The 13,627-nt window shown below is 47.1% G+C and carries 11 protein-coding genes, 1 tRNA gene and 1 other RNA gene; 9 read left to right on the forward strand and 4 right to left on the reverse strand.

Features of this window, described 5'->3' with window-relative positions:
* Positions 1 to 12: 12 nt before the first annotated feature.
* The 5 genes from C8D98_RS12600 (at position 13) to C8D98_RS12620 (ending at position 5,656) form a co-directional block, all read left to right on the forward strand.
* Entirely contained in the window at positions 13 to 2,145 is a 2,133-nt protein-coding gene (locus C8D98_RS12600) for an LPS-assembly protein LptD (RefSeq protein ID WP_165871332.1), read from the forward strand.
* 4 nt (positions 2,146 to 2,149) lie between these two features.
* Entirely contained in the window at positions 2,150 to 3,175 is a 1,026-nt protein-coding gene (locus tag C8D98_RS12605) for a hypothetical protein (RefSeq protein ID WP_132874528.1), read from the forward strand.
* A gap of 11 nt (positions 3,176 to 3,186) precedes the next feature.
* Positions 3,187 to 4,176 (forward strand): DHH family phosphoesterase, encoded by a 990-nt coding sequence (locus C8D98_RS12610; RefSeq protein ID WP_132874529.1) that lies wholly within the window; start codon positions 3,187 to 3,189, stop codon positions 4,174 to 4,176.
* Between the two features lie 44 nt (positions 4,177 to 4,220).
* Positions 4,221 to 4,382 carry a rubredoxin gene (rd, locus tag C8D98_RS12615; RefSeq protein ID WP_132874530.1) on the forward strand — a complete coding sequence of 54 codons (162 nt, stop codon included), beginning with the start codon at positions 4,221 to 4,223 and terminating at the stop codon, positions 4,380 to 4,382.
* Between the two features lie 62 nt (positions 4,383 to 4,444).
* Positions 4,445 to 5,656, forward strand: coding sequence for an FprA family A-type flavoprotein (locus tag C8D98_RS12620; RefSeq protein ID WP_132874531.1), 1,212 nt, complete (start codon positions 4,445 to 4,447; stop codon positions 5,654 to 5,656).
* A gap of 256 nt (positions 5,657 to 5,912) precedes the next feature.
* On the opposite strand, the gene C8D98_RS12625 is transcribed toward C8D98_RS12620, so the two are convergent.
* A complete protein-coding gene (locus C8D98_RS12625; RefSeq protein ID WP_132874532.1) occupies positions 5,913 to 6,878 on the reverse strand; it encodes a serine protease in 966 nt (321 codons plus the stop codon).
* 84 nt (positions 6,879 to 6,962) lie between these two features.
* On the opposite strand from C8D98_RS12625, the gene C8D98_RS12630 reads away from it, so the two are divergent.
* From C8D98_RS12630 to C8D98_RS12645, 4 genes are all read left to right on the forward strand, one after another.
* Positions 6,963 to 7,376, forward strand: coding sequence for a hypothetical protein (locus C8D98_RS12630; protein WP_132874533.1), 414 nt, complete (start codon positions 6,963 to 6,965; stop codon positions 7,374 to 7,376).
* 92 nt (positions 7,377 to 7,468) lie between these two features.
* A tRNA-Ser gene (locus C8D98_RS12635) sits at positions 7,469 to 7,557 on the forward strand.
* Between the two features lie 34 nt (positions 7,558 to 7,591).
* An RNA gene (gene ffs / locus C8D98_RS12640) (signal recognition particle sRNA small type) lies at positions 7,592 to 7,690 on the forward strand.
* A gap of 61 nt (positions 7,691 to 7,751) precedes the next feature.
* Positions 7,752 to 9,653, forward strand: a complete 1,902-nt coding sequence (locus tag C8D98_RS12645; RefSeq protein ID WP_132874534.1) for a SurA N-terminal domain-containing protein — start codon at positions 7,752 to 7,754, stop codon at positions 9,651 to 9,653.
* A gap of 544 nt (positions 9,654 to 10,197) precedes the next feature.
* Here the strand turns inward: C8D98_RS12645 and C8D98_RS12650 are convergent.
* The 3 genes from C8D98_RS12650 to C8D98_RS12660 all read right to left on the reverse strand — a co-directional run bounded on the left by C8D98_RS12650 (position 10,198) and on the right by C8D98_RS12660 (position 13,548).
* The gene (locus C8D98_RS12650; RefSeq protein WP_132874535.1) at positions 10,198 to 11,880 is read right to left on the reverse strand and encodes a methyl-accepting chemotaxis protein; all 1,683 of its coding nucleotides are present in this window, start codon (positions 11,878 to 11,880) and stop codon (positions 10,198 to 10,200) included.
* A gap of 211 nt (positions 11,881 to 12,091) precedes the next feature.
* Positions 12,092 to 13,222, reverse strand: coding sequence for a sensor histidine kinase (locus tag C8D98_RS12655; RefSeq protein WP_165871333.1), 1,131 nt, complete (start codon positions 13,220 to 13,222; stop codon positions 12,092 to 12,094).
* A 92-nt stretch (positions 13,223 to 13,314) separates the two neighbouring features.
* Positions 13,315 to 13,548 (reverse strand): hypothetical protein, encoded by a 234-nt coding sequence (locus C8D98_RS12660; protein WP_132874537.1) that lies wholly within the window; start codon positions 13,546 to 13,548, stop codon positions 13,315 to 13,317.
* Between the last annotated feature and the right edge of the window lie 79 nt (positions 13,549 to 13,627).

Here is a 13,627-nt window from a genome sequence, read left to right on the forward strand (position 1 = left end):
ATATGTTTGTGTATGTCTTCATACGCAGCTGAAAATGTCACCCTTGAGGCTGACAATGTTATTTCGTCCGACAAAAACTATTACGAGGCAAAGGGCAACGTAAAGGTTTTTCAGGGGGAGAGAACTCTCACTGCGGATGAAATAAAGTATTATAAAGACAGAGGATTTCTCGAAGCTACCGGCAACGTCCGGATTATTGAGAACGGCGAAACCGTCGACTGCGACCGTCTTGAATATGACACCAACGCACAGACGGGAAAATTCTTTCAGGCTGATGCCTTCATTCAGCCCTACAACTGGTTCAAAGCCGATGAGGTTCACAAAACAGGCAAGGACTCCTATTATCTTAAAGGAACAACCTTCACAACATGCAGCGGCGACGACCCCGCATGGACACTATCTGCGAGTTCGGCAAAAATAGACGTTGGCGGCTATTTCTCAGGCTTCAACGTTGCGGGCTGGGCAAAGAGCGTTCCGGTGTTTTACTCACCTTATATAATATATCCCATCAAAAACGAAAGAGAGACGGGATTCCTTGTTCCCAAAGTGGGCTACAGCTCCGATCTGGGTGCGTTTATACAGCCCAAGTTCTATTATAATATTGATGTGGACAAGGACACAACCTTCGCCGCACTGTTCAACCAGAACGACAACACTCTCTATGCGAACGAGTTCCGCATGCGCCCCAGCACAGAGAGCAGCATATACAACTATGTGGAATATGCGGCAAAATCCAGAAAATCACCCACCGGAGAGGCCGAGAAAACAGGGCCGAACATCGAATCCGGCAGATTTTTCATCTACAACGATTCATCAATAGCCATCACAAAAAATCTCAGACTGGACATCGACCTTGAAGCGGTATCGGACTACAGCTATCAGGACGACTACGAAGACTATAACTTCGCCAGAAACTATGACAACGAAGACGAAAATTTCTACAACAACATACAGCTTTCCTACGGATCCAGATTCAGCGACATAACCCTTAAATACAACGACACCATGTCCTACACCGTCACAAGCTCATACATGAAGGAGCACACATATCTAAAGCCTTCTATATCGGCTGAAAAGGACATATCGGATCTGCCCGTAAGCGTGAGGTACTATGCGGCTCACGATGAGGTCCGGAACACCAAGTTCATATACAACTATGCAACCTCAACCGAGGAGAACCGCAAGATAGACTACTCAAGAGACCACGCAAGCCTGATGTTTTACAAGCCCGTACCTGTTTATATAGGTACGTTTACTCCCTCGGTAACAGGCTATTTAACCAAGTGGTACAACTTCGAAAGCAACTTCGACATGACAATGCCCCAGACGGACAAAGTCTCCGGACTTGCGTATCTCAATGTGGACGGCGACACCATCACCCGCAGAATGTATACCATAGACTACTCCTTTGCCATGAACGAGATATTCAGAAACTACAAAAATTTCAGACACTCGATATATAACACCCTCAGATACACCCAGACCCCCGACATAGACCAGACAAATCTGGTTGACTATATCGATCAGGACGTTATAGACGAGACCCGCAACTACTCATATTCACTGAAAAACTATTTCAAATCACACGACTGGACACTGAAACTGGAGAATATTCAGGGATATGAAATGACCAGACAGGACAAACGCTACGAACCACTGGTTTCTAAAGCGGAATACTCCACAATAGGCGGGTTCTACGGCTATCTTGAGCACCAGTACAATTACTATGAGAAGGATGTCGACTTTTTCCTCACAAGGCTCAGCCTGACCTACGGAAAATTCGTCATATCCGGCCGCTTTGCATTCGACAAAGAGACCAGCGATGATAAAAACACTACCATACAGGGCAAAATAACATATACTACACCTGTATACGACCTTGCCTACACCAGAACAAGCTCCGGATGGAACAACAAGCTCTCGGCAAAGGCCGACACATCCGTCGATGACGCCCTTTCACTGCTCTACAAGAGCGAATGCTGGGAGGCAGGTGTTTCCTACATCAGAAAAACGCAGATACGCAACGTTGCAGTCAGCAATGCCAGCGACGTTGAGCATGTTATAATGCTGACCCTCGGACTGAAAGGCCTCGGCAGATACAGTTCGTCTGTTTACAGCACCACAGAATATGAGAGCGGAGACTGACAGAATGAAGAAGCTTTTTTTAACAGCCGCAGTTGCGCTGTTTTTCGCATTTAACGCCCATGCCCTTGTCGTTAACGGTTCTTCGACCGTTACAGTTCAGGGTGACAACATAAAACAGGCAGACCAGAACGCCAAAACAGGCGCTCTCATAAACGCCCTTTACAACTATTTCTCCAGACAGGCAGAGGAACAGGGCGGCGAGGTTCCGGAGATAACATCGGAATATTTCAAGTTCATCAGAAGCTACAAAATAGTGGACAGACGCTACAGCCACGGCACCATAACCTATTCCGTTATAGCCGACGTGGACAAACTAAGCCTTTCAGACGTCAACTATATGATAAAATCCAGAACCGATAACGCAGTATACGTTATCGATTCCGCACACGATACCTATGAAACCAACTCGGCCATAGCGAATGCACTGAAAAAGTATTCGTTCAGCACCAAAAAGCAGATGGAGTTCCTCTCCTCTGTGGCAGACAGCGCAATTCCCGATCTGGTATATTCGGCCTTCCAGAACTCAGCCGCACAATACCTTTTCGATATTAAAGCCGAAACCAGCTTCAGCGGCGGAAAATGTACGGCAACACTGAACGTTCGCATCGCCGGAAAAGCCAAGGAATACCCATCACAAAAAACATCAGGCGAGGGCACAGGCCAGTCCCAGGCATCGTGCATTGCCACTGCAATATATAATGCGATGGAACTCGCACTCTATTCCGTGCGTGAGGGAGCCATACCCGCACCCTCTCTTGACAGAGAACTGACAAAAATAACACTCACTGCCGCAAACTATGCGAACTTCGCAACGCCCAAGAACCTTATGGAAACGCTGAAGAACAAAACCTTCATCACCTCCTACAGCATAAAAGGCTTTGCGGAAAAATCGCTGGACGTTGAAGCGGAGATATATGTTTCCCCCGATATGCTGCTTAAGAAACTGCAGGGAATTGAAAAGAACTATGGTTTCAAAGCATCTAAACTTGAGGGCGGGAATATTCTCCTTGATTTTACGCCGCAGGAGTAATAATCTTTGTCATGATAGATAGAATCTTAGAGGATATTAAGCCCCGAAGAAAAGTTCTCATCCTGACCCACAACAACCCCGACCCCGATACCATAGCGGCGGCAACAGGGCTTCGGTTCATCCTCTCCGAGCGTCTTAAAAAAAGATGTACCGTTGCGTTCCACGGAATTGTCGGCCGAGCCGAAAACCGTGAGCTTCTCCGTATGTGCAAAATAGAGATGCACAGCTCCATGAAGCTGAATTTCGCACGCTATGACTACCTTATCGTTGTCGACACCCAGCCCAAAGCCGGAAACGTTTATATTCCCGAAGGCTTTAAGGCGGACGTTGTCATAGACCATCACAACTACAGAAACAGCACAGCCGAAATACGCATCAACGATGTACGCCCCGATGCGGGCAGCACCAGTACCATTATCACCGAATATATGAAGCATCTGAGCATAATCCCCGACACCGACACAGCCACAGCTCTTTACTACGGAATAAAAACCGACACAGTCGGTTCGGGACGAACCAGCACATGCACCGACAAGGCGATGATGTCATACATCTTCCCCTATATTTCACATAAAAAACTCACCAAAATAGAAAATCCGGAAGTCCCCAGATACTATTTCAAAAACCTGAAAAAGGCTGTAGAATGTTCAGAGATAATTGATAATCTGATATTCTGCGATCTGGGCGAGGTCAGAAACGCCGACCTGATAGCGGAAACGAGCGATTTTCTCCTTCGTATGAGGGATATAAAATGGACGTTCGTTGTCGGGCGTATAGACAACGCCGGATATTTCTCTCTCAGGTCAAAATCCATCCGCACTGCGGTGGGCAGAATGGCCATAAGCCTTGTTAAAGGCCTTGGAACCGGCGGCGGTCACATGAAATCTGCAGGAGGCCAGCTCAACCTGACCGACAGGGATTATCAGGAAGTCATCTCTATAATAAAAGAGAGACTGCTCAAGAAGATAGGAATCACGAACGCTGAAATCAAAAAGATTTGACTTGCATAAAAGGATAAGTATACTCTTATTAAAAGGAGGTCTATATGAAGTATATCTGTACAATCTGCGGCTGGATTTATGACCCGGCAGTTGGCGACCCCGATGGCGGAATCGATGCCGGAACGGCATTTGAAGACATCCCCGAAGACTGGGTCTGCCCCGAATGCGGCGTAGGCAAAGACAGCTTTGAGGCTTATCAGGACTAAGAAATAAAGCCGCCGCAGCAAACATACGGCGGCTTTTTTTCACTTATTTTGCTGGAGGAAATATGCATGCAACTGAGCTTAAAAAAGATATTTACTGGGTCGGCGTAAAGGATCCTGAGCTTGAGATCTTCGATATAGTCATCCCCACTGAACACGGAACGACATATAACAGTTATCTTGTTATGGGCAAAGAGAAAACAGCTCTCATTGAAGCCTGTAAGCTTAACTTTCAGAAAGAATATATCGCCAGAATTGAAGAGATAATCCCCGTCAATAAGATCGACTACGTTATCCTGAACCACAATGAGCCTGACCACTCTGGAGCACTCCCCACTCTTCTGGATATGAATCCCGACCTTGAGGTCATCTACTCAAAAACGGCAAAAACATTTGTGGACAACATCGTAAACCGTGAATTTAAAGGAAGGGCTGTCGGCGACGAGGATATTATAGACCTCGGCGGAAAGACACTCCGTTTCTTCCACACCCCATTCCTGCACTGGCCCGACACAATGTTCACCTACCTTGTCGAAGATGAGATACTCTTCCCCTGTGACTTCCTCGGCGCACACTACTGCCCCAAAGGCGACGTTCTGCTCAACAGCGAGGTCACAGCAAAAGAAGAGGCCAAAGAAGCCTTCCGCTTCTACTACTCAATGATAATGCGCCCCTACAAAGAGCACATAACCAAAGCTCTGCAAAAGATTCAGGGGCTTCCTATAAAAATGGTCTGCCCTTCACATGGCCCTATCCTTGTGGAAGAGATAGACTTTTACATGGATTTCTATGAGAAATCCGCCGCACGCTATTACAAGAACATGGTGAACCGTCAGGTCACCCTTGTTTACGCTACGGCATACGGCAATACGAAGAAACTGGCGGATCAGATCCGTGCGGGAATCGAAGAGGTCGGCGTTAAAGTTGACATGTTTGACTCCGCCACAACGGATATAATGACCCTTATCGACTCCATAGAGATATCCCACGGGGTTCTCATAGGCACTCCTACGCTGAACGCCAAGGCGCCCCACCCCGTTCTGGAACTGTTCTCATATTTCGTTGTTCTGAACGTTGTGAACAGACTGGGCGGATGTTTCGGTTCATACGGCTGGAGCGGCGAAGGTGTGAAGGTGTCTGAGGACATCATGAAGACCATGCGTATGAAAACTCCCCTGCCCTCGTTCAAGGTCAAAATGACCCCGTCCGAGCAGGAACTGAGAGACGCTTATCAGTGGGGCAGAGAGTTCGGAATGCAGGTGCTTGAGGCCTCCTGATAAACTGTAAATGGTTACTTAGTCTCTCCCTCCTTTTCTAAAGGAGGGTCGGGGTGGATTCTTTGGCTGAAAAAAATCAAATCCCTCCAACCCTCCCTTTGTAAAAGGGAGGCATAAAGACAAAAAATAGAGTAAAAAAAGGGCGGTCATCAGACCGCCCTTACTGTTTACGATTCAGAAGCGTCATTCTGAGTGTAACGAAGAATCTCAATTGAGATCCTTCGGCATATGCCTCAGGATGACGACGTTTTGTTGTTTATGCTCCTTTTCTTCTCACTATAAAGTAAATTCCGGCCGCACTCAGCATAAGGATGAATGCCAGAGGCGAACCGTCTTTCGATGCAGAGCATCCGCCGCCGCCACCACCGCCGTTGTCTGAGCTGTCGCCTCCGCCAGATGAGCCGGAGGACATTTTGCTGTCTATCCATGATTTATAGTTGGCAACCTTTGTATATACGCCGTAATAGTTGGGTTGTGCACACATGTAGCCGTTGCTGACAATACCGATAAGCGCATATCCTGAGCTCTCCTGAACAAACAAAGGGCCGCCGCTGTCGCCCTGACATGAGTCTTTGCCGCCTTCTGCATAGCCTGCGCAGAGCATATTATCGTTTAAGCCGTTGTATTCAGGCACATCATCGCAGACAGAGTTTGCCACGACGGGAACATCCACTTCCATGAGGTCTGTGGGGTATGTATGGGGATTAACCGGATAAACTGTTGAACCCCAGCCGGTTACAGTTGCCAGAGTCCCCACGGTGAATCCGGTGTTGCCGGATGAAGAGATTCTGCTGATAGGGCTGAGCGGAATTGCAGTATTGAGTTTAAGAAGTGCAATATCGCTGTCAAAGGTCACGCTGTTGTAGTTTTCATGTGAATAAACAGCTGAAACCCGAACGGTGTAATTCGTTCCGGAAGTGCTGCTGGAAAGTGTGTTGGTTCCTGCAAGAACACGGAGTTTGCTGAAATCCGTAAGGTAGTCCTCAAGGCAGTGCGCCGCTGTGACAACCCACTGTGATGCGATAAGTGTTCCGCCGCAGAACTGCTGGCTCAGCTCCGACGAACCCTTTGAGGTGTCCAGTATGGCCACCATGAAAGGATACGCACCGTCTGCCGCTGCCGAACCGCCGATTATCCTCCCTTCTGTGTCTGCCGCAAAAGCAGGCATAACTGCAAATAACACCGAAAGCCCCGCAAGGAGCAGTTTGACTTTTTTTAGCATATCAAGCCCTCATGAACTTATTTTATATGATAATATCATATATGGTATGCTACTACAAAGTAACTATTACCTCAACGGTGCATTATGAAAATCATATTATCAACATTATTGATTCTTTCTGCGGTGATGGCATTTGCAATGGGCGACAGGAGCACTCTTTCATCATTTGAAAAAGTTGAAGGTTTCGCCTCCTTCTCAAAGCCTGTGTACGGTGTCAAAATATTCAACTCCGAAGAGGAGTATGCCGCTTTTCACAAGGCAAGGGCGCTGGTCAGCAAAAACACCGCAACTTTCGACTACGGTAATTTCTCCCTGCTGACCGCATATCTGGGAAAGGAGGCCGGCGACTCATGCATCAATGTCTACCGGATCGATGAGACCGATAAATATATAGTTGTATACGCTGAACCTGTAAAGTGTGACAAAGAATGGCAGACCCCATACGTTTACTATAAAATCAAAAAGACGGATAAGCCCGCCAAGATCATTGTCAAATAGGCTCCCCTAAAAAATATGGGAATAATAAAACCATACTATTGACATTAAAGTGAAAGCCTGATATACATTTGATTCCTTTTTGGAATCACGAAGGAGAGGTGTCCGAGTCAGGCTGAAGGAGCACGCCTGGAAAGTGTGTGTACGCTAACACGTACCGAGGGTTCGAATCCCTCCCTCTCCGTTTCGATGTTTTAAAAGAGAATATCAGGCTGGCCCGATGGGGTCTCTGCAACAGGTTTCCCGCGAACCCCGCCAGGTTCGGAAGAAAGCAACGGTAGTGGGTTAATTTGTGTGCCGGAGTCACCCTGTCGGGTCTTAAATTTTTAACTGGATAACATTCAGTTCAGTCAAATTCTACCTCACGAGGTATTCATTATGATCTCCAAGTTCAGACAGCAGAAAAAACTGACCGTATTCGCCCTTTGGTTCGTAATCGCAGCCTTCATAGGCACGATCTTCTTTGCATGGGGCATAGGCGACCAGATCGCCCAGAGCAACTTTGCCATCAAGGTCAACGAAACAGTTATCACCGATGCGGACTACAGCCAGAAGCTTGACGCAACGAGAGAAAACTTCCGCAGCCTCTTCGGAGCTCAGGCAGACGAGCTTACCAAGGACAACATTCTTGAGAAAACGGTCGTAAACGAGCTTATCGCTCAGGCACTTCTCATTGAAGAAGCCAAAAGACTCAACATACCCGTTTCGGATGCCGAAGTTCAGATGGCTATCCAGAACATGCAGTCTTTCCAGACTGACGGTCAGTTCAATATCGAACAGTACACAGAGATTCTCGCCAGAAACAGAATGACCCCCGCCGTTTTCGAACAGAAGGTTAAAGACGACATCACCAGCCAGAAGATGACGGAAGTTATTAAAGGCAGCGTGGCCGTTACTCCCAAAGAGATCGAAAACGAATACAAATACCGCAGCTCAACTGCTGTTATTAACTTTATAGCTTTCAACGCCGACAGCTATCTTACAAACGTAACAGATGATGCAGTTCTTAAAAAATACTATGACGAACACAAAGAAGAATACAGAGTCCCCGAGAAAGCTAACTTCATAGCTCTGGTTTTTGACCCCTCTGTTGTTCAGAACATGGACATTCCCGTTTCAGACAAAGAGGTTGACGACTATTTCCAGAGAAATAAAGCGACTCTCACTCAACCCGAAAGCGTTAAAGCTTCACACATCCTTTTCAGAGTTGAAGACTGGACCAACAAAGCCGACGTTGACGCTAAGCAGAAGCTTGCAGCTGATGTTCTGGCTCAGATAAAGGCCGGAGCTGATTTCGCAGAGATGGCTAAAAAGTATTCCGCAGACTCAAGCGGTCAGCAGAGCGGCGACCTTGGCTATTTCAGCAAAGGTCAGATGGTTCCTGAGTTTGAAACTGAAGCTTTCAGACTTAAAAACGGCGAAGTATCGAACATAGTTAAAACAGATTTCGGCTTCCACATCATAAAAACAATCGACCACAAAATAGAGGCAAGCCCCTCAAAAGAGCAGGCAAAAGCTCAGATAATCGACCTTATTAAAAAAGAGAAGGGTCAGGCCGCATTCAAGAGCTTTGTATTCGACAAATACAAAGAGATCGTATCCGAATCCAACATCACGGCCTACAACAAAAAGAACGGCGGCAAACTCCCCGTTGCTAAACTTGAAGGCGTGACAGAGACAGGCGAAGGTTCACCCCTTGCCGGAAAACCCGACCTTGCCAAAAGAATCATGGCTATGACAAAAACTGAGATCAGCCAGATCCTTGACTTTGACGACAAAAAAGTAATCTTTGAAATGACCGACAAGTTCCCCTCATACATCCCTAAGTATGAGCAGATAAAGAACAGGGTCGCAATGGAATATAACGCTGAACAGAGTGTTAAAGCCGCTGAGAAGGCCGCTCTTGAGGCTGCAAAATCCAAAACCATCGAAGAGGCTTCTGCTAAGGCCGGTAAATCTTTTACCACAACAAAGGCTTTCAACAGAAACGAACCCATCGAGGGTCTGGGCATGAACAACGACCTTATGGACGCTGTTTTCGCATCCAAGCCCGGTTCATTTCTGGCCAAGCCCTACACAGTAGGTGCGAACGTCTACCTTGTTCAGGTGGTCAGCATCGCTCCTCCTGCGGCTCCCGTATCCGCCACACTGAAAGAGCAGATATCCACATCACTGCTCAGTGTTAAGCAGGACGAAGCGGTCAACGACTACATCGCGGCACTTAAGAAAAAGGCCAAGATTGAGGTCAATCCCGCACTTCAGCAATTCTACGTTAAGTAACTACAAAGCCCCGCTCCGGCGGGGCTTTTTTTATCTAACGATGTCACCGGATATCCCGACGTTAAAGCATATCATTAAAAAAGCCCGCATAAGCGGGCTCAGGTTGTTGATACACTAAAATAACTGCATTGCTCCCTCCTTTGACAAAACATTTGCACTATTTTATGCAACTGTTTCTGCACCGGGCTAGCCGGAAAGGAGGGCTGGGGTGGATTTTCATTGGTATTAAATGTAAATCCCCCTTGGTCCCCCTTTATTAAAGGGGGAGATAAAACAAAAAAATCGACTTTGTCATCAGTCTGAGCCCGCATAAGCGGGCTTTATATTGTTCTTGTTTGTGCTTAGAACCGAGCAGTTCAAGGCGTGTGAGAAAAAATATGCGCAGTGTACGTCTTTGTAAAGGTTATAAGCGCAAAATATAAATTTCAGGTTAGACCCGAGCGGGTCAAGGCGAAGGTTTAAAAATCGGCTGAGTGTACATAGAAGTACATGATGACGATTTTTAAACCTTCAACGCAGAAGCGCGATGCGGTATAACCTGAAATCAGACCCGGAACTTGCCGACCATAACCATCATATCATTAGACTGCATCTCCAGATCATTAACCGTTCTGGATATCTCGTGCAGTGCGTTTGAGCTTTGCTCTATTCCTGCGGAAATTGTCTGCGTATTATCGTTTATTCCGGAGATGGCCGAAAGCTGCTCACGGATAGATGTTTCAATTACTCCGTTCATGTCGTTCATTGCCTTCACAGAAGCCACTATTTCATCGAAGAACGACGATATGGACTTCATGGTATCCACGCCTGAGTCGACGTGTTTAAGGGCTGTCCCCATGTCTCCTGAGGCTTTCATGGACTCCTTGCGGAAGTTCTCGACTATAACGCTTATCTCGCCTGTGGCAGACTGGGTTCTTTCCGCCAGTTTGCGCACCTCGTCCGCAACCACCGCAAAGCCCCTTCCGTGCTCCCCTGCTCTTGCGGCCTCAATGGCGGCGTTAAGAGCCAGCAGGTTTGTCTGGTCTGCGATGTCGCTGATAACGTTCAGTATTACGTTTATTTCCTGAGATGAATCCGCCAGACGGCCGATTGCCTGTCCAAGCTCGTCCACCCTGCTTTTGATAACCACGACCTCATCAACGGCCTTCTGGAGCATTCTGCTGCCCTCTTCGGTGTTCTTTTCGGTCTTGTCGGCCAGCTTAACGTTGTTGCTGAGGTTCACTGCGATCTGCTCCGATGAAATGCTTATCTGCTCTGTGGCCGCCGCAACGCCCGAAATCTGCGCCGCCTGATCTCTTATGGTGACAGACAGCTCCTCTGTTGCAGATGCCAGTTCAACACTGCCTGAAGCCACCGACTGTGACGAGGACTGTATGGATGATATTATCTCTTTCAGTTTCATAAGGAACGTATTGAAATAGACCGAAAGTCTGCCGACCTCGTCCTGACTGTTCACGGGGAGCTGTTTTGTGAGATCTCCCTCGCCGGAAGATATTTCGCCCAGAACTTCACCGACATTTTTGATATTGTTTATTACGGAGCGGAGGAGAAAACCTGCCAGCAGAACGGAAAGCACAGCACTGGCAGCGGATATTACAACTGTCCATATTATGAGCCTGTTGACCCTTTCAGCAGATTCCGCCTGAATTGCGGCGAGCTTGTCGTCCACATCATCAATGTAGAAACCTGTTCCCACCATCCAGTTAAGTTCAGGGATCATCGCCGCATAGCTGAGTTTCGGCATTATGGCGTTCTTGGATTTTTTGAGTTTTTTATAGGGAACATATCCGCTTCCCTTCTGCGCCTCTTCTATCATCTGCCTGATAAACGGCACGCCCTCATCATCTTTAACGTCTATTCTATTCTTGCCCTCCAGTTCCGGCGTCATGGGGTTTGCAATGAGAACACCGTCCGGCTGATAGAGGAAATAATATCCGTCGGATCCGAAGTTTATGCTGTATGCGAGATACTGCACCCTCTTCGCCGCCTCCTCCTCTGTCAGGTCAGGATCTTTAAGAATAGTGTTTGCGGCAGAAAGAAAAAGATCCACCAGCTGTTTCAGCTCGTTCTTTTTCTCGGTCATAAGTCTTTCTCTGGTCTGTTCCAGTTCCAGTGCGCTTTCGTTTTTTATTGAAAGGATATTTGAGATACCTACTGTCAGAGTAGCTATCATTACGGGGAGAAGAACCAATAAGGAAATCTTCATTCTCAATGATTTAGCGAACATGCAAAAGTCTCCTGCAATCTGAATTAATAAGGCCTATATGTGCATTTTGAAAATAGTATAGCTATAAAATCAATTATTTCAATTACAAACCTTGAGTGTCCATGATCAGGAAAAATTACAGAATGATAGGATTTTAAATTATTTCAGCAGAAAATAGTTAAACACAGGAATAGACGCAGGGATCATCTGAAGCGGAATATATTGATAATACTTATAATATTATAGGAATATGTACACGGAAAACCGTGCCGTTCTCCTCGTCGGTATGAAAATCAACCCGTCCGTGGAGATATCTTTCGGTGAGAAGTTTTATGCTGTGGGTTCCAAGACCGGAGCCCCTCTTTTTCGTCGTGAATGATTTTCTGAAAATGAGATGCCTGTGTTCCAGAGGGATCACCTGCTTGTTGTGAACGGCAAAAACGGCTATTCCGCCCTTACAGCAGACGGAAACAGTCACTTTATCTCCGATTGACGAGGCCTCAATGGCGTTTGTAAGCATGTTCAGAAGCACACGGCGCAGAAGGGATTCGTCAGCATTGATCTGGAAATCCGTATTACCCGCATCACAGTATATTACCTTACCGAATGAACATTTCATATTCTCTGCCACGGAAACAACTTCTTTCAGAACATCCAGCGAGCTGAATACGGAATTGCTCACCAGAAGCTCGTTCGTTTCGGCTGCCTTGAGAGTTTTATGGGCACAAAGCTCGTTGATAAGCTGTTCCGAGGTGGCCATCAGAAGTCTGTTCAGCTTCTCACGCTCAGGCTCTTTCGCCTGCTTCTCCTCCAGAATCAGCTGGAGCATGGAGTGGATGCCACCTGCTATGTTTATGATGTCATGGAAGAATATCTGTTCAAGGACATTCATGCGTTTCTGGCGGCCTATATCGCAGATAGAGAAGAGAGTATAGCGCATGCCTCTGAACTCGAAGGGCTTGCTGCTGACGGAAAGCTCATAGGTTTCCCCGTCCGCAGAGGTTATGACGCATTCCTCAATCCGCTCTTCACCTTTCAGCTGGGTTTCCAGAATGGCGTTCACCGCTCCGCACTCTCTGCAGAAAACGGCAGTGCCGCAGCCGCCGTCCGTAAGTGCGTTGGTGCATTGGAATATTTCGCCCGGTCTCAAGCCCAGAACTATCTGCGCATCCCCTATTCCATAATTATTCATAAGAGTGCGGTTTACATAAACAGTCTGACGTTTATCGTTTAATATCAGTATGTTCTGTTCAACTTTATCCATCAGGGTTTTGAAGATCGGTTCGGACGAGAGGATATTGTATATCTCCAGTATGGAATTCCGGTCGTCTCTTTCGGCTGGTGCGAAGTGTGTTTCAGTCATCGTCCCTTTCCATAGATATCTAATTATAAGTATAAGGGATATCTGCATTATGAACAAGGGAAATAAAAAAAGACCGCCCCGAAGGGCGGCCTTTACTGCTGTTGTTTCAGTTTCAGTCTGGTCATGATGTCCCCTGCGTCCGAAAGTCCCCAGCAGAGCGGCTCGCCGTTCATGGTTACATAGGGCAGGGTCAGCCTTCCTTCGACAATGGAACCGATATCGTCTATGTAGTCCAGAATCTCAGGAGAGGCAACATCAACATATTTAAAATCCACTCTGTCCGGGCCGAACTCGCTGTTCAGAAGCGCATCCAGCTTGTATGACATCTGTTCGTAGGGATCCTGTCTTGACCCGCAGCCTGCGGGCGAAAACGAGGGGCCTCAGCCGGAGACAAACTCCATACTG

Source organism: Seleniivibrio woodruffii, assembly GCF_004339245.1.
GTDB classification, from domain to species: Bacteria; Chrysiogenota; Deferribacteres; order Deferribacterales; family Geovibrionaceae; genus Seleniivibrio; species Seleniivibrio woodruffii.

Coding starts and splice junctions, on each gene's coding strand:
- C8D98_RS12625 (WP_132874532.1), bottom strand. CDS start 6,878: ATGCTAAAAAAAGTCAAACTGCTCCTTGCGGGGCTTTCGGTGTTATTT.
- rd (WP_132874530.1), top strand. CDS start 4,221: ATGAAGTATATCTGTACAATCTGCGGCTGGATTTATGACCCGGCAGTT.
- C8D98_RS12630 (WP_132874533.1), top strand. CDS start 6,963: ATGAAAATCATATTATCAACATTATTGATTCTTTCTGCGGTGATGGCA.
- C8D98_RS12645 (WP_132874534.1), top strand. CDS start 7,752: ATGATCTCCAAGTTCAGACAGCAGAAAAAACTGACCGTATTCGCCCTT.
- C8D98_RS12610 (WP_132874529.1), top strand. CDS start 3,187: ATGATAGATAGAATCTTAGAGGATATTAAGCCCCGAAGAAAAGTTCTC.
- C8D98_RS12605 (WP_132874528.1), top strand. CDS start 2,150: ATGAAGAAGCTTTTTTTAACAGCCGCAGTTGCGCTGTTTTTCGCATTT.
- C8D98_RS12620 (WP_132874531.1), top strand. CDS start 4,445: ATGCATGCAACTGAGCTTAAAAAAGATATTTACTGGGTCGGCGTAAAG.
- C8D98_RS12660 (WP_132874537.1), bottom strand. CDS start 13,548: ATGTCATACAAGCTGGATGCGCTTCTGAACAGCGAGTTCGGCCCGGAC.
- C8D98_RS12650 (WP_132874535.1), bottom strand. CDS start 11,880: ATGTTCGCTAAATCATTGAGAATGAAGATTTCCTTATTGGTTCTTCTC.
- C8D98_RS12600 (WP_165871332.1), top strand. CDS start 13: ATGTCTTCATACGCAGCTGAAAATGTCACCCTTGAGGCTGACAATGTT.
- C8D98_RS12655 (WP_165871333.1), bottom strand. CDS start 13,222: ATGACTGAAACACACTTCGCACCAGCCGAAAGAGACGACCGGAATTCC.